This window comes from Pseudomonas sp. NBRC 111132, assembly GCF_001320565.1.
Taxonomy (GTDB): domain Bacteria; phylum Pseudomonadota; class Gammaproteobacteria; order Pseudomonadales; family Pseudomonadaceae; genus Aquipseudomonas; species Aquipseudomonas putida_P.
The window spans coordinates 40,091-57,385 of record NZ_BCBI01000001.1 but is presented as its reverse complement, the minus strand read 5'-3'; the positions used below and the strand labels follow the sequence as shown (position 1 = coordinate 57,385).

Sequence of the window (17,295 nt, the reverse complement as noted above, 5' to 3'; positions counted from 1 at the left end):
CTTTTTGGAGAGCCCAGCCATGTGGCAAAGCTACCTCAACGGCATGCTGGTGGCCTTCGGCCTGATCATGGCCATCGGCGCGCAGAACGCCTTCGTACTTGCCCAAAGCCTGCGCCGTGAGCATCACCTGCCGGTGGCGGCACTGTGCATCGTCTGTGATGCCCTCCTGGTGGCAGCCGGGGTGTTCGGCCTGGCCACCGTGCTGGCGCACAACCCGACCTTGCTGGCGGTCGCACGCTGGGGCGGCGCGGTGTTTCTGATCTGGTACGGCGCCAAGGCCCTGCGCAGCGCCTGCTCCAAGCAGAGCCTGCAGCACCAGCAAGGCCAGGGCGCCCGCTCACGCCGTGCCGTGCTGCTCAGCGCCCTGGCGGTGACCCTGCTAAACCCGCACGTGTACCTCGACACGGTGTTGCTGATCGGCTCGCTGGGCGCCCAGCAGACCGCCCCCGGCGCCTACGTGGCCGGCGCCGCCAGCGCCTCGCTGCTGTGGTTTTCGACCCTGGCGATCGGCGCGGCCTGGCTGGCCCCATGGCTGGCAAGGCCGGCGACCTGGCGCATGCTCGACCTGATGGTGGCGGTGATGATGTTCGCGGTGGCAGCGCAGTTGATCTTCAACTGATCGCAGGCCTGCAAGGCCCGGCACACACCTGCTGGCCTGAAAACGACCACCACTGGTCGGCGACCGCCAACCGCTCTGGAACCTCTATTCCCTATGTTTGTTGCGTGGTTATGCGCCGGGGCTGGTGCTATGATCGACCCCTTGCGTCGCAAAGAGTACAAACTCGCCGACGCTCATAGGGCCGCCCGTGATCGGCCCTGCGCAAACCGCGAACTAGACCTGAATCAGGAGATCCACCATGGCTTTTGAATTGCCGCCGCTGCCGTACGCCCACGATGCCCTGCAGCCGCACATCTCCAAGGAAACCCTGGAGTTTCACCACGACAAGCACCACAACACCTATGTCGTGAACCTGAACAACCTGGTCCCAGGCACCGAATTCGAAGGCAAGACCCTGGAAGAGATCGTCAAGACCTCTTCGGGCGGCATCTTCAACAACGCCGCTCAGGTCTGGAACCACACCTTCTACTGGAACTGCCTGGCCCCTAACGCCGGTGGCCAGCCGACCGGTGCCCTGGCAGACGCCATCAACGCCGCTTTCGGTTCCTTCGACAAGTTCAAGGAAGAATTCACCAAGACTTCGGTTGGCACCTTCGGTTCCGGCTGGGGTTGGCTGGTGAAGAAAGCTGACGGTTCCCTGGCCCTGGCCAGCACCATCGGCGCCGGCTGCCCGCTGACCAGCGGCGATACCCCGCTGCTGACCTGCGACGTCTGGGAACACGCCTACTACATCGACTACCGCAACCTGCGTCCGAAGTACGTCGAGGCGTTCTGGAACCTGGTCAACTGGGCCTTCGTTGCCGAGCAGTTCGAAGGCAAGACCTTCAAGGCCTGAGTCTTCAGCCCTGAATGAAAAGACCCGGCCATGTGCCGGGTTTTTTTATGCCTGTGCCGGCCCCCTTCACGGGTAACCCGCAGCCACAGAGGCACGCACGGTTTTGCTTGCTCAGCCCGCATAGCGCGCTAACATCAAACCTCTGGAAGATTGATACAGCGCACTCAAGTTGCGGGGTCAGGCAACCGATACACTGCTCATGATCGGCCGATAGTGTATCGTCATCGTTGATGGCAAAATGATGCCATGCGCATGGATTAAGGAAACCCCATTGAAGCTGGAATTGCGGAACAGCTTGTCGGTCAAGTTGCTCAGGGTCGTGCTGCTGTCGGCGCTGGCGGTCGGCGTCGTGCTCAGCTGTGCGCAAATCGTCTACGACACCTACAAGACCCGCCAGGCCGTGAACAATGATGCCCAGCGCATCCTCGACATGTTCCGCGACCCTTCGACCCAGGCGGTGTACAGCCTCGACCGCGAAATGGGCATGCAGGTGATGGAAGGCCTGTTCCAGGACGAATCGGTGCGCATGGCCTCCATTGGCCACCCCAACGAAACCATGCTGGCAGAAAAGTCACGTCCATTGCAGGACATGTCCATGCGCTGGCTCACCGACCTGATCCTCGGCCAGGAACGCACCTATACCACGCAACTGGTTGGCCGCGGCCCATACAGCGAATACTACGGCGACCTCAGCATTACCCTGGACACCTCGTCCTACGGTGAAGACTTCCTGATCAACGCGGTGATCATCTTCATTTCCGGCGTGCTGCGGGCCCTGGCCATGGGCCTGGTGCTGTATCTGGTGTACCACTGGCTGCTGACCAAACCGCTGTCGAAGATCATCGAGCACCTCACCCAGATCAACCCCGACCGCCCCAGCCAGCACCAGCTACCGCTGCTCAAAGGCCACGAGAAGAACGAGCTGGGCCTGTGGGTGAACACCGCCAACCAGTTGCTGGCCTCGATCGAGCGCAACACCCACCTGCGCCACGAGGCGGAAAACAGCCTGCAGCGCATGGCCCAGTACGACTTCCTCACCGGCCTGCCCAACCGCCAGCAATTGCAGCAGCAACTGGACAAGATTCTTGTCGACGGCGGCCGCCTGCAGCATCGCGTGGCGGTACTGTGCGTGGGTCTGGACGACTTCAAGGGCATCAACGAGCAGTTCAGCTACCAGGTCGGTGACCAATTGCTGCTGGCCCTGGCCGACCGTCTGCGGGCCCACAGCGGCCGCCTGGGCGCGCTGGCGCGGTTGGGCGGCGACCAGTTCGCCCTGGTGCAGGCCAATATCGAGCAGCCCTACGAAGCGGCCGAACTGGCGCAAAGCATCCTCGACGACCTGGAAGTGCCGTTCGACCTCGACCACGAGCAGATCCGCCTGCGCGCCACCATCGGCATCACCCTGTTCCCCGAAGACGGCGACAGCACCGAGAAACTGCTGCAGAAAGCCGAACAGACCATGACCCTGGCCAAGGCCCGTTCGCGCAACCGCTACCAGTTCTACATCGCCAGCGTCGACAGCGAGATGCGCCGCCGCCGCGAGCTGGAAAAGGACCTGCGTGAAGCCTTGCCGCGCAACCAGCTGTACCTGGTGTATCAGCCACAGATCAGCTACCGCGACCACCGCGTGGTCGGCGTAGAGGCGCTGTTGCGTTGGCAGCACCCGGAGCTGGGCATGGTGCCACCCGACCAGTTCATCCCCCTGGCCGAGCAGAACGGCAGCATCATCAGCATCGGCGAGTGGGTGCTGGACCAGGCTTGCCGGCAATTGCGCGAATGGCACGACCAGGGCTTCAGCGACCTGCGCATGGCAGTCAACCTGTCCACCGTGCAGTTGCACCACAGCGAGCTGCCACGGGTGGTCAACAACCTGCTGCAGGCCTATCGCCTGCCGCCGCGCAGCCTGGAGCTGGAGGTCACCGAAACCGGCCTGATGGAAGACATCAGCACCGCCGCCCAGCACCTGCTGAGCCTGCGCCGCTCCGGGGCGCTGATTGCCATCGATGACTTCGGCACCGGCTACTCATCGCTCAGTTACCTGAAATCGCTGCCGCTGGACAAGATCAAGATCGACAAGAGCTTCGTCCAGGACCTGCTCGACGACGATGACGACGCCACCATCGTTCGCGCCATCATCCAGCTGGGCAAGAGCCTGGGCATGCAGGTAATCGCCGAAGGCGTGGAAACCGCCGAGCAAGAAACCTACATCGTTGCCCAGGGTTGCCACGAGGGCCAGGGTTACCACTACAGCAAGCCGCTGTCGGCCCGCGAGCTGACCCACTTCCTCAAGCAGGCGCAACGCAACCAGGTTTCGATGTTCTGAGCCCACCTGCCCGGTTACAGGCTGTGACCGGGAATTACATGAATTGCGTGCCCGCCCCTTTACAGCAAATGCAAATCTTTCGCATGATGTTGCGGTTTCGCGTGCCACGGCGCACGGTCCACCCCTTGGTCCAACCACACGACGCAGGAAAACCAATAATGATTCGAATGCCTCTGGCCTCCGCCAGTCTGCTGGCCATTGCCATCGCCCTCGCCGGTTGCGGCGAAGGCAAGGACGAAAAAGCCGCCGCGCCGCAAGCCCAGGCACCTGCTGCCGCCAGCACCACCGCTGCTGCGCCAGGGGCTGTCGACGAAGCCGCCGGCAAAGCCGTGGTCAAGCATTACACCGAAATGGTCTACGCCGTGTACAGCGACTCGCTGAGCACCGCCAAGACACTGCAGACCGCCATCGACGCGTTCCTGGCCAAGCCCAACGACGAAACCCTGAAGGCCGCCAAGGAAGCCTGGTTCGCCGCGCGCGTACCGTACCTGCAAAGCGAAGCCTTCCGCTTCGGCAACACCATCATCGACGACTGGGAAGGCCAGGTGAACGCCTGGCCCCTGGACGAAGGCCTGATCGACTACGTCGACAAGAGCTACGAGCACGCCTTGGGCAACCCGGCCGCCGGCGCCAACATCATCGCCAACACCGAGATTCAGGTGGGTGAAGAGAAGGTCGACGTCAAGGACATTACCCCCGAGAAACTGGCCAGCCTGAACGAGCTGGCGGGCTCCGAGGCCAACGTCGCCACCGGCTACCACGCCATCGAGTTCCTGCTCTGGGGCCAGGACCTGAACGGCACCGGCCCAGGCGCTGGCAACCGCCCGGCATCCGACTACCTGGAAGGCCAGGGCGCTACCGGTGGCCACAACGACCGCCGTCGTGCCTACCTGAAAGCGGTTACCGACCTGCTGGTCAGCGACCTCGAAGAGATGGTCGGCAACTGGGCACCGAACGTCGCCGACAACTACCGCGCCAAGCTGGAAGCCGAGCCTGTCAACGACGGCCTGCGCAAGATGCTGTTCGGCATGGGCAGCCTGTCGCTGGGCGAACTGGCTGGCGAGCGCATGAAGGTTTCGCTGGAAGCCAACTCGCCGGAAGACGAGCAGGACTGCTTCAGCGACAACACCCACTACTCGCACTTCTACGACGCCAAGGGCATCCGCAACGTCTACCTGGGCGAGTACACCCGCCCGGACGGCACCAAGGTAAGCGGCCCAAGCCTGTCGTCGTTGGTCGCCAAGGTCGACCCGGCTACCGATGCAGCCCTCAAGGCCGACCTGGAGGCCACCGAAGCCAAGATTCAGGTAATCGTCGACCACGCCCTCAAAGGCGAGCACTACGACCAGCTGATCGCTGCCGACAACGCGGCCGGCAACCAGATCGTGCGTGACGCCATCGCCGCCCTGGTCAAGCAGACCGGTTCGATCGAGCAGGCTGCAGGCAAGCTGGGCATCGCCAACCTGAACCCGGACACTGCGGATCACGAATTCTGATCCTGCTGTAGCGGTACTGAAAGAGGCGGCCTTCGGGTCGCCTTTTTTGCTGATGGCCTGTTCGCGGCCAACCGGACCGCGAACAGGCACATGAAAATGCTGGCATTTCACATCCCTTTCACCCAGGTAATTGCAAATTGCTCTTATTCAAGAGCCGCTGGCCTGCTAAGCTTGCACGCCGGTTTTTCGTCCACGCCCAGGATTTTGCATGTCCTTGTCGCTGTCCCGACTCTCCCCCTTGCTGCTGGCCTTTGCCCTCGCCGCCTGTGACGACGCCCCGCGTTTCACCCAAGCCGAGCCTGGCGAAGCGTTGTCGGCCGGCAAGGCGACTGTGCAGCGCACTGACCGCAACGCCTATTCCCTGCCTTCGGCCAACCTCTCGCCCGAGCGGCGCGTGGACTTCGCCGTAGGCAACAGTTTCTTCCGCAACCCCTGGGTGATCGCCCCGTCCACCACCACTGCCCGCGACGGGTTGGGCCCGCTGTTCAACACCAACGCCTGCCAGAACTGCCATGTGCGCGATGGCCGCGGTCACCCGCCTGAGCCTGGCAACAGCAACGCGGTGGGCATGCTGGTGCGCTTGTCGATCCCCGACCAGCCTTACCTGGCCAAAGTGATCGAACGCCTCGGCGTAGTGCCGGAGCCGGTGTACGGCACCCAGTTGCAGGACATGGCCATCCCGGGCGTGGCGCCAGAAGGCAAGGTACGGGTGAGCTACACCCAGGAAACGGTAGCGTTCAAGGACGGTCATCAGGTCGAGCTGCGCAAGCCTGCCCTGCAGATCACCCAGCTCGGCTACGGCGTCATGCACCCCGACACACGCTTTTCGGCGCGGGTGGCCCCGCCGATGATCGGCCTGGGCCTGCTCGAGGCCATCCCCGAAGCCGACCTGCTGGCCAACGAAGACCCGGACGACCGCAACCGCGACGGCATCCGCGGGCGTGCCAACCGTGTGTGGGACGACGCCCAGGGCAAGACCGTGATCGGCCGCTTCGGCTGGAAAGCCGGGCAGCCCAACGTCAACCAGCAGAACGTGCACGCTTTTGCCGGCGACATGGGCCTTACCAGCACCCTGCAGCCCAATGACGATTGCACCCCGGCACAAACCGACTGCCTGGCTGCGCCCAACGGCGACGGCGCCGACGGCGAGAAAGAAGTCAGCGACAACATCCTGCGCCTGGTCACCTTCTACACCCGCAACCTGGCGGTGCCGGCCCGCCGCGACGTTGGCTCGCCGCAGGTGCTGGCGGGCAAGAACCTGTTCTACCAGGCCGGCTGCCAGGGGTGCCACACACCGCAGTTCACCACTGCCGCCGATGCGATCGAGCCAGAATTGGCCAACCAGGTCATCCGCCCTTACAGCGACCTGCTGCTGCATGACATGGGCCCTGGCCTGGCCGACGAGCGTACCGAATTCGCCGCCAACGGCCAGGACTGGCGTACCCCGCCCCTGTGGGGCATCGGCCTGAGTGAAACGGTCAGTGGCCACAGCCAGTTCCTGCACGACGGGCGCGCCCGCAACCTGCTAGAAGCCGTGCTCTGGCACGGTGGCGAAGCCGAGGCGGCACGCAACTTCGTGCTCACATTCAACGCAGAGCAGCGCGCCGCGTTGCTGGCGTTCCTGAATTCACTTTAAAACGCGCAAAGGAGCCGGGCATGTTCCGACCCAAACTGTTGTTCACCAGCCTCGCCGCACTCGCCCTTGGTGCCTGCTCGCCGCAGGACCCGCAAGCCGTGACCTCCGCCGCCATCGCCAAGCAGGTCATCCTGCCAACCTACAGCCGCTGGGTCGAAGCCGACCGCACGCTGGCTGCCAGCGCCCTGGCCTACTGCGAAGGCAAGGAGTCCCTGGATAAAGCCCGCGCCGACTTCCTCAACGCGCAAAAAGCCTGGGCCGAGCTGCAACCGCTGCTGGTCGGCCCGCTGGCCGAAGGCAACCGCGCCTGGCAGGTCCAGTTCTGGCCCGACAAGAAGAACCTGGTCGGCCGCCAGGTCGAGCAACTGGTCAACGGCGACAAGCCCGTCGATGCCGCCGCTCTGGGCAAAGCCAGCGTGGTAGTACGTGGCCTGTCGGCCTACGAGTACATCCTGTTCGACAGCAAGCCAGACATCGCCACTGCCGAGCAGAAAGCCCGTTACTGCCCACTGTTGGTGGCCATCGGTGAACACCAGAAGGTCCTGGCCGAGGAGATCCTCAAGAGCTGGAACAGCACCGACGGCATGCTCTCGCAGATGACCAAGTTCCCCAACCAGCGCTACGCTGACTCCCACGAGGCCATCGCCGACCTGTTGCGCTCCCAGGTCACCGCCCTGGATACCCTGAAGAAGAAGCTGGGCGCGCCGATGGGCCGCCAAAGCAAGGGCATCCCGCAGCCGCTGCAGGCCGAAGCCTGGCGCAGCCATTCCTCGCTGAAGAGCCTGGAAGCCACCCTCAAGGCTGCCGAAACCGTCTGGGTCGGTGTCGACAACCAGGGCCTGCGCGGCTTGCTGCCCAGCGATCAGAAAGCGCTGGCGGACAAGATCGACGCCGCCTACGCTACCTCGCTCAAACTGCTGGCCGACAACCAGAAAACCCTCGGTGAGTTGCTGGCCGACGACGCTGGCCAGCAAACCCTCAACCAGATCTACGACAGCCTCAACGCCGTCCACCGCCTGCACGAAGGCGACCTGGCCAAGGCGCTGAACATCCAGCTGGGCTTCAATGCCAACGACGGTGACTGATCATGCTGCGACGCCAGGCACTCAAACTCGGTAGCGTATTGCTCAGCGCCCTCACCCTGGGCGGCTGGAGCCTGTTCCGCAACAAAGGCAGCGAACCCTTGCTGCTCTCGGCGCGTGACGACGGCGACGGCAAGCACTATGCCGTCGGTTTCCGCCTGGACGGCACCCAGGTGTTCAGCACTCAGGTCGCCCAGCGTTGCCATGCCATCATCCACCACCCCGAGCAGCCGATCGCCCTGTTCGTCGCCCGCCGCCCCGGTACCGAAAGTTACCTGATCGATTTGCGCGACGGGCGCTTGCTACAAACGCTCGCCTCACAGCCAAACCGGCACTTTTATGGCCACGCCGTGGTGCACAAAGGCGGCGAATGGCTGTATGCCACCGAGAACGACACCACCGACCCTGGGCGCGGCGTGCTTGGGGTATACCGTTTCGAGGGCGAGCGCCTGGTGCACACCGGCGAGCTCCCAACCCACGGCATCGGCCCACACGAGGTGGCCTGGCTGCCCGACGGCGAAACGCTGATCGTGGCCAATGGCGGCATTCGCACCGAAGCCGAAAGCCGAGTGGAGATGAACCTCAATGCCATGGAGCCAAGCCTGGTACTGATGCAGCGCGACGGCACCCTGTTGAGCAAGGAAACCCTGGCCCAGCAGATGAACAGCGTGCGCCACCTGGCGGTGGGCAGCGACGGCACCATCGCCGCTTGCCAGCAGTTCATGGGCGATGCCGATGAAACGGCCGAGCTGCTGGCGATCAAGCGCCCAGGCGAGCCGTTCAAGGCCTTCCCGGTGCCAGAGCGGCAGTTGCAGGCCATGGCCCAGTACACCGCCAGCGTTGCCATCCACAGCGAACTGCGGCTGGTGGCGCTGACTGCACCACGGGCCAACCGCCTGTTCGTCTGGGACCTGGACAGCGGCGCGGTGCGGCTGGATGCGCCGATGCCCGATTGCGCAGGGGTGGGTACGGTGAAAGATGGTTTTGTCGTCACGTCCGGGCAGGGCCGTTGCCGGTTCTACGACTGCACCAAGGCCGAGCTGGTCGGGCAGCCGATGAACCTGCCGTCCGGTTTCTGGGACAACCACCTGCATCTCGTCTGATTTTTCTGCTGCCCTCACCGGCCTCTTCGCGGGCACGCCCGCTCCCACAGGGACCGCGCAACCCACTGACTGCGCGGTTCCTGTGGGAGCGGGCGTGCCCGCGAAGAGGCCGGCACAGGCATTTCACTCCCCTTCCTCCCAAAAACAGTCAATAATTCTCCCAGCCACGTGGGCAGGATCGCCCGTTTTCGTGTCCAAACGAATAACAACTGCATCCAAGGAACCGGACCTATGCTGCGCCGCCGCATGCTCATCATGTTGGCCGTGGTTCTGCTGATCGTGCTGGCCCTGGGGGGCTACAAAGCCTTTTCGATCTACCAGCAGATCCAGATGTTCACTGCCCCCAAGCCGCCCATCACCGTAGCGGCCGCTGTGGCCGAACAGCGCCAGTGGCAAGAGCGCCTGCCCGCCGTCGGCAGCCTCAAGGCCCTGCAAGGCGTTGACCTGAGCCTGGAGGTGGAAGGCATCGTCAAAGCCTTGCATTTCGACTCGGGCCAGCAGGTCAAGGCCGGGCAACTGTTGCTGCAACTCAATGACGACCAGGAAACCGCCCTGCTCGGCACCGCCCAGGCCGACCTGGGCCTGGCCAAGGTCGATTTCGGCCGTGGTAGCCAGCTGGTCGGCGACGCGGCCATCTCCCGTGGCGAGTTCGATCGCCTTACCTCCCAATACCGGCGTAACCAGGCGGTGGTCGAGCAGCTCAAGGCGCAGAAGATCAAGAAAAGCATCAACGCCCCGTTCAGCGGCACCATCGGCATCCGCCAGGTGGACATCGGCCAATACCTGGCCGCCGGCACAGTGATCGCCACCCTGCAGGACACCTCCAGCCTGTACGTCGACTTCAACGTACCGGAACAGGCCCTGCCACGCCTGAGCCTGGGCCAGCAGGTGCTGGTGCAAGTGGCCGCTTACCCGGGCCAGACTTTCCCCGCCAGCCTGAGCGCCATCAACCCCAAGGTCGAGGAAGCCACGCGCAACCTGCTGGTACGCGCCACCATGGCCAACCCCGACGGCAAACTGCTGCCGGGCATGTTCGCCAGCCTGTTGATCCTGCTGCCCAACCCACAGCCGCAAGTGGTGGTGCCGGAAAGCGCCATTACTTACACCCTGTATGGCAACTCGGTGTATGTCGCCTCGCCGAAAAAAGACAAGGACGGCAAGCCGGAAAACGACGACAAAGGCCAACCCCAACGGGTGGCCGAACAGCGCACCGTTCAGACCGGCGAGCGCCGAGACGGCGTGGTGGTGGTCAGCAAAGGCCTGCAGGCAGGGGAGCAAGTGGTCACTGCCGGGCAGCTGAAACTCACCCCCGGTGCTGCGATACGCATCGGCCAGGATAACGCTCTAAAGCCCGCACCGGGCACAGCGGCCAAGGACTGACAGGAGGCTGGCATGGCGTTCACCGACCCGTTCATCCGCCGCCCGGTGCTGGCCAGTGTGGTCAGCCTGCTGATCCTGCTGCTGGGCTTCCAGGCCTGGAACAAGCTGCAGATCCGCCAGTACCCGCAGATGGAAAACGCCCTGATCACGGTAACTACCGCCTACCCTGGGGCCAACGCCGAAACCATCCAGGGCTACATCACCCAGCCGCTGCAACAAAGCCTGGCCAGCGCCGAAGGCATCGACTACATGACCTCGGTGAGCCGGCAGAACTTCTCGATCATTTCCATCTACGCGCGGATCGGCGCCGACAGCGACAGGCTGTTCACCGAGTTGCTGGCCAAGGCCAACGAAGTGCGCAACAAGCTGCCCCAGGACTCCGAAGACCCGGTACTGAGCAAGGAAGCCGCCGATGCCTCGGCGCTGATGTACGTCAGCTTCTACAGCAAGGAAATGAGCAACCCGCAGATCACCGACTACCTGTCGCGGGTGATCCAACCCAAGCTGGCCACTTTGCCGGGCATGGCCGAGGCGGAAATCCTCGGCAACCAGGTGTTCGCCATGCGGCTGTGGCTGGACCCGGTCAAACTGGCCGGTTTCGGCCTGTCGGCCACCGACGTGACCAACGCCGTACGCCGCTACAACTTCCTCTCCGCCGCCGGCGAGGTAAAGGGCGAATACGTGGTCACCAGTATCAACGCCAGTACCGAGTTGAAGTCGGCCGAGGCGTTCGCCGCCCTGCCGGTCAAGACCAGCGGTGACAGCCGCGTGCTGCTGGGCGATGTGGCGCGGGTCGAAATGGGCGCGGAAAACTACGACACGGTCAGCTCGTTCGATGGCACCCCGTCGGTGTACATCGGCATCAAGGCCACCCCCGCCGCCAACCCGCTGGAGGTGATCAAGGAAGTGCGGCGCATCATGCCCGAACTGCAAAGCCAGCTGCCCTCGGCCCTGAAAGTGTCGATCGCCTACGACGCCACACTGTTCATCCAGGCCTCCATCGACGAAGTGATCAAGACCCTCGGCGAAGCGGTGCTGATCGTCATCGTGGTGGTGTTCCTGTTCCTTGGCGCCCTGCGTTCGGTACTGATCCCGGTGGTGACCATACCGTTGTCGATGATCGGCGTGCTGTTCTTCATGCAGATGATGGGCTATTCGCTCAACCTGCTGACCCTGCTGGCGATGGTCCTGGCCATCGGTCTGGTGGTGGACGATGCCATTGTCGTGGTGGAAAACATCCACCGGCACATGGAGGAAGGGAAGTCACCGTTCGACGCAGCCCTGGAAGGTGCCCGCGAGATCGCCATGCCCGTGGTGTCGATGACCATCACCTTGGCCGCCGTATACGCACCGATCGGCTTCCTCACCGGGCTCACAGGGGCCCTGTTCAAGGAGTTCGCCCTGACCCTGGCTGGGGCGGTGATCATTTCCGGTATCGTTGCCCTCACCCTGTCACCGATGATGTGCGCCCTGCTGCTGCGCCAGGAGCAGAACCCCAGCGGCCTGGCCCACCGCCTCGACCAACTGTTCGAACGCCTGAAGGTGCGCTACCAGAAGCTGCTGCACGCCACCCTCGACAGCCGGCCGGTAGTGCTGGTGTTTGCCGTGATCATCCTGTGCCTGATCCCGGTGCTGCTCAAGTTCACCCAGAACGAACTGGCGCCCAACGAGGACCAGGGGGTGATCTTCATGATGAGCAGCTCGCCGCAACCGGCCAACCTCGATTACCTCAACGCCTACACCGACCAGTTCACGCCGCTGTTCAAGGCTTTCCCCGAATACTACTCATCGTTCCAGATCAACGGTTTCAACGGCGTGCAGACCGGCATTGGTGGCTTTTTGCTCAAGCCCTGGAACGAGCGCGAGCGCACGCAGATGGAGTTGCTGCCGCTGGTGCAGGCCAAACTCGAAGAAATCGGCGGCCTGCAGATCTTCGGCTTCAACCTGCCGTCGTTGCCGGGCACTGGCGAGGGCCTGCCGTTCCAGTTCGTGATCAATACCGCTGGCGACTACCCAGCACTGCTGGAAGTGGCCCAGCGCATCAAGGCGCGCGCGCAGGAATCGGGCAAGTTCGCCTTCCTCGACGTCGACCTAGCCTTCGACAAGCCCGAGGTGGTGGTGGATATCGACCGGGCCAAGGCGGCGCAGATGGGGGTGTCGATGGACACCCTCGGCGGCACCCTTGCGACCTTGCTGGGCGAAGCGGAAATCAACCGCTTCACGCTTGAGGGCCGCAGCTACAAGGTGATCGCCCAGGTAGAACGGCCGTACCGCGACAACCCGGGCTGGCTGAACAACTACTACGTGAAGAACGACCAGAACCAATTGCTGCCGCTGTCGACCCTGATCACCCTCACCGACCGCGCCCGCCCACGCCAGCTCAATCAGTTCCAGCAACTGAACTCGGCCATCATCCAGGGCGTGCCTATGGTCAGCCTGGGCGAAGCGCTGAAGACCGTGCAGGACATCGCCCGCGAAGAGGCACCGGAAGGCTTCGCCTTCGACTATGCCGGCGTGGCCCGCCAGTATGTTCAGGAAGGCAGCGCGCTGTGGGTTACCTTCGGCCTGGCACTGGCGATCATCTTCCTGGTGCTGGCGGCGCAGTTCGAAAGCTTCCGCGACCCGTTGGTGATTCTGGTAACCGTGCCCTTGTCGATCTGTGGCGCGCTGTTGCCGCTGTTCCTGGGCATATCGAGCATGAACATCTACACCCAGGTCGGCCTGGTGACCTTGATCGGCCTGATCAGCAAGCACGGCATTCTCATTGTCGAGTTCGCCAATCAGTTGCGTGAGGAGCGCGGTTTGAGCGTGCGCGAGGCCATCGAGGAAGCGGCGGCGATTCGCCTGCGGCCGGTGCTGATGACCACAGCGGCGATGGTGTTCGGCATGGTGCCGCTGATTCTGGCGACTGGCGCCGGGGCGGTCAGCCGTTTTGACATCGGTACGGTGATTGCCACCGGGATGTCGATTGGCACGCTGTTTACCCTGTTCGTGCTGCCTTGCATCTACACCCTGCTGGCGCACAAGACCAAAGCCCAGGAACCTGCCATCGCCTGATCCGGCCTCTTCGCGGGCTCGCTCGCGAGGAGGCCGAAAGGCCAGATACAAAATCCCCAATAGAAAAGCGTTGCTCCGCAACACAATCTCAAAATCACCGCTCCCAATCTCTCACATTATCCAGACTCGAGCCTGATGTTGTTGCTTGTCGGTGGAAAAGCAGAGCAATTTCTGCATCTAATTCGCATGGTAAAAGTCAGAGTAGAGATGCTATGGCACCCGCACTCTAGACGTCTTGCAGAGAAATAAAACCGCCCTTGAAAATGGCTCTGGTAAAAATTCCTACAACTTTATCAGAAATTTCACCACCCCCTTTGACTTGTACCTCTTGAACTTACCGCTATTATCAAGAACGTCGCAATGACGCGACACCAAAATGGAGAAAACAATATGAAAACCATTAAAATGGAATGCACCAAACTGGCGAACATGGCGCACCTTGTCAAAAAAACCAAATAAACCTTAATCCATAAACACTGAAGAGCAGTGCCGGCCTGCCCTTCAGTTAAAGGAGTGACCATGATAAGTAAAAATTGCTTCTTTATCGTCATGAATAACTCCCTGATTTGTTGGGATTTCAAAAATCACAAACAGTACGAGTTATCAAGAGCCCATGCAGACCGGTTAATCCATCTCATTTACGAGAAAAACCACAAAGACTTAAATGATAACCTAACCGACGACCTGAAACGCTGCAGAGTTTTCATGGACGATGCTGACGACCATGCTGACTGGGGCTGGGATGTACTCTCAAGAATATTCCATTACGGCACTAAAGACATCCCTATAGAAAAACTTCCTTCAAGCGAGGAGGAGTGGGCACTGCAGTACCTTGAACACTGCAACTCCGTACGAAACAAGCCTATACACCCTAACAATAAACGCATCAGCGAAATCGGCATTTCACTGCCTACACCGAGAAGTACCTTTGCAGTTGACAAGACATTCAAAAACCGAGCAACCGTTAGAGATTTTCAGCGAATATCGATCTCCCTAGTTGATCTTGCCGAAATTTTGCACCATACCCTAGGCTTTATTGAAAACAGATCCGTTAATAACGTCGAAGGAGAAGAAGAAGGAAATGAATATTCAAGACGCCGGGCCACCCCCTCAGTAGGCGGGCTAAACGCTACAGAAGGCTATGTATATGTAAATAACGTAGATAGCCTAGAAGCGGGGATTTATTACTACGATCCACGGCGACATCAACTGCACTGGCGAAGCGCGCTGCCTTGTGCTCTAGGTGACTTATTATCAGGCCAGCACTTCGCCAATGACATACCCGCTGGATTATTCTTGAGTTCCAGATTCGACAAACTGTGGTGGAAATACGAGCACTCCCGCGCTTATAGAATGGCTTTGATAGAGGTTGGGCATGCTGCACAAACATTCCAACTTGCAGCAACCGATCGCGGAATGAGCACCTGGCTCACTGGCGCATTGAATGAAACGGACATCGAACCCCTACTCATGTTTGAAAACCCAAGTGAACAAGTCCTTTTTTTCGTTGCATGTGGCTATGGCAACGGGAATGCGACACCCAGTTGCTTAAGGGCTCTGATGTCGTAAGACGCTGGCGCGGGATACAGACATGAAAAAAACCACCAACCGTAGCTGTACAGTATTCAAAAGCTGGCACACCACGAGCGCTGTACGCTCGCGCCCTTATGCCTATCATTTTTCTGTAGAAGATTTTACGCAGTCCGAACCCGACCTTTGGTTTCCTAGCGCCCTGAGCCCAGCGCTGGCCCATGACTTGACAACGCTGCTTTCGAAAAAAGATAAACTAATACTACACGCTTACCACCTCGTCCATTTCATGGACTATACAACGCAGCTTGAGATGTGTCACATCAATAAGGCTGTTCAAAGCATAGTTACTGGTAAATTAAAAGAATATTTCGATGAAACAATTTATCTAAACGCTTTAAAACTTTATGCTGACGAGGCCTATCACGCGCTCTTCTCCAGAGAAATTGCAGATCAGGTGGCAAACCACTTTTGCCTAGAGCGAATAAATTCTGCGCGCCTCAAGCGACTTGATCAAGTATTAAAAAATAGCCCTCCAGCGCTCAGCAGCATTACCCGATTCTGCATCGCCTTCGTTTCTGAAACACTGATAACTTACGAACTATACAGCTTGACTCGCGCCTCTCTCGTCGCCCCTGTAGCGCATATGCTGATAGACCACCTTCATGATGAAGGGCGTCATGCCATTTTCTTCTCAGACTGTTTTGCACGACTCTGGCAGCAGTTATGTATCCCACAGAGGGATTACTTGGTAGCAACTCTACTGAAAACGCTCAAAGCTTTCTGCCAACCCGACGAGAATTTTTTAGGATCGATTTTCAAAAAGCATCCATCCTTCGGAAAAGTGATTATTGACAATATAAATGAAAATTGGACGATCCGGATGCCTATTACATCCAAAATGACGCTTCGAGCAATAATGCGTACCGACTTATTGAAGGAGGAACGCTATGCATTACAGTTCAGGTCCGCTGGACTGATAGCATGAGCCAGACCAAAACTTCAACACACACCATTCTTCGCCCAGTGCTTTTGATTCTTTTATGCCTTCTAGGTGTTTTTCCTCTGGATGTCATCCTTCCTTCGTTCCCTGCACTTGCAGAAGCCTTTCGAGTAGAGGCTACGCAAATCGCCTACTCCGTTAGTTTCTTCGCGTTTGGCGTTGCAGTGGCGCAATTGGTGATTGGCCCCCTGTCAGATCGAGTCGGACGCAAACGGTTGTTGCTTGGTGGCTTAGGGGTTTCCATTGCCGGGGCTGTTGGCTGCCTACTTTCAAGTAACTATGAAATTTTTATGGCTTTTCGGTTGTTACAAGCCGTCGGCTGTGGAAGCTTGGTTCTGGGTCAAGCTCTCGTGCAAGACCTATATACTGGCAAGCAGCGTAACACCATGCGCATCTTGTTGACGAGTGCTAGTGGTTTGTTCATATCAATCTCACCCGTCGCGGGTGATGCTCTTCAACAGCTACTCGGCTGGGCAGGTAGTTTTACGGTATTTATTGCAATAGCCAGCATTGTCATCTTACTTGCATGGGAACTACTTCAAGAAACACCTGGTTTACGCCAGAATAACTCAGGCATTCAAAGCTATGTCCCCATGTTGCGTGACACCTTATATGTTACCTATTCCCTACAGGCGACTTTAGCGTTCGCCTGCCATTTTTCCTTTATCGTTGTTGCACCCTTGGTGCTCATGGAACAACTGGGCCTCACGCCGTATCAGTTCTCCGTTGTATTCATCGCCTACGGGCTGGCATATGTCGTCGGTGGTGCAGTCGCGACATTCTTGAACAATCGCATCACCGCGCAGGCTCAAATTCTCACGGGATTCCTGCTTATAGCTACCGCAGGGGCCACTCTGCTGATCTGGCAGTGGGCAGCAGGCCTAACGGTAATAGGCCTCATGTTACCGATGATCTTATGTACGGCAGGCACAACGATGGTACGACCCGTCACGACTACGCAGGCCTTGGCACGTTATCCGCAGCAGGCAGGGGCAGCAGCGTCGCTCAACACTACTTTGCTATTTGCTGGAGGTGGATTCGCTGGCACTTTAGTTGCTTCAGCCGAACATCTGCTTCCAATGACCTTAGGCATTCTATTCTTGAGCAGTGCCATTAGCGGTTTCTTGCTGCTTGCTTGCCTCAGGGACAACAGCTTTCAGCACTGCTGACACCTGCCGGAAAGGCACATACAAAAATGCCAGAGGCCCCGCATTGGCGGGGCCTCTGGCAT

12 protein-coding genes are annotated in these 17,295 nt (G+C 60.1%); all 12 read left to right on the top strand.

Annotated elements, in window-relative coordinates; all coding sequences use genetic code 11:
- Positions 1-19 precede the first annotated feature (19 nt).
- The 12 genes from APH35_RS00240 to APH35_RS00190 all read left to right on the top strand — a co-directional run bounded on the left by APH35_RS00240 (position 20) and on the right by APH35_RS00190 (position 17,233).
- Positions 20-619: a LysE/ArgO family amino acid transporter gene (locus tag APH35_RS00240; RefSeq protein ID WP_012274022.1), complete on the top strand. Its 600-nt coding sequence runs from the start codon at positions 20-22 to the stop codon at positions 617-619.
- A gap of 238 nt (positions 620-857) precedes the next feature.
- Entirely contained in the window at positions 858-1,454 is a 597-nt protein-coding gene (locus APH35_RS00235) for a superoxide dismutase (protein WP_012274023.1), read from the top strand.
- Between the two features lie 271 nt (positions 1,455-1,725).
- Positions 1,726-3,777, top strand: a complete 2,052-nt coding sequence (locus APH35_RS00230) for a putative bifunctional diguanylate cyclase/phosphodiesterase (protein ID WP_060494282.1) — start codon at positions 1,726-1,728, stop codon at positions 3,775-3,777.
- Between the two features lie 158 nt (positions 3,778-3,935).
- Positions 3,936-5,273: an imelysin family protein gene (locus APH35_RS00225; protein WP_012274025.1), complete on the top strand. Its 1,338-nt coding sequence runs from the start codon at positions 3,936-3,938 to the stop codon at positions 5,271-5,273.
- A gap of 208 nt (positions 5,274-5,481) precedes the next feature.
- Positions 5,482-6,909, top strand: a complete 1,428-nt coding sequence (locus APH35_RS00220; RefSeq protein ID WP_060514012.1) for a di-heme oxidoreductase family protein — start codon at positions 5,482-5,484, stop codon at positions 6,907-6,909.
- A 20-nt stretch (positions 6,910-6,929) separates the two neighbouring features.
- A complete protein-coding gene (locus tag APH35_RS00215) occupies positions 6,930-7,994 on the top strand; it encodes an imelysin family protein (protein ID WP_012274027.1) in 1,065 nt (354 codons plus the stop codon).
- 2 nt (positions 7,995-7,996) lie between these two features.
- Positions 7,997-9,094, top strand: a complete 1,098-nt coding sequence (locus tag APH35_RS00210) for a DUF1513 domain-containing protein (protein WP_060514011.1) — start codon at positions 7,997-7,999, stop codon at positions 9,092-9,094.
- A 231-nt stretch (positions 9,095-9,325) separates the two neighbouring features.
- Positions 9,326-10,474: an efflux RND transporter periplasmic adaptor subunit gene (locus APH35_RS00205; RefSeq protein ID WP_060493222.1), complete on the top strand. Its 1,149-nt coding sequence runs from the start codon at positions 9,326-9,328 to the stop codon at positions 10,472-10,474.
- Positions 10,475-10,486: 12 nt separating this feature from the next.
- The gene (locus APH35_RS00200) at positions 10,487-13,531 is read left to right on the top strand and encodes a multidrug efflux RND transporter permease subunit (RefSeq protein WP_060493223.1); all 3,045 of its coding nucleotides are present in this window, start codon (positions 10,487-10,489) and stop codon (positions 13,529-13,531) included.
- A 519-nt stretch (positions 13,532-14,050) separates the two neighbouring features.
- The gene (locus APH35_RS27990; protein WP_060493224.1) at positions 14,051-15,100 is read left to right on the top strand and encodes a SagB family peptide dehydrogenase; all 1,050 of its coding nucleotides are present in this window, start codon (positions 14,051-14,053) and stop codon (positions 15,098-15,100) included.
- Positions 15,101-15,122: 22 nt separating this feature from the next.
- Entirely contained in the window at positions 15,123-16,049 is a 927-nt protein-coding gene (locus tag APH35_RS00195; RefSeq protein WP_060493225.1) for a diiron oxygenase, read from the top strand.
- On the top strand, positions 16,046-17,233 hold the full coding sequence (locus tag APH35_RS00190) for a Bcr/CflA family efflux MFS transporter (RefSeq protein WP_060514010.1): 1,188 nt from the start codon (positions 16,046-16,048) through the stop codon (positions 17,231-17,233). Before APH35_RS00195 ends, APH35_RS00190 begins: the two co-directional genes overlap by 4 nt.
- The last annotated feature ends 62 nt before the right edge of the window (positions 17,234-17,295 follow it).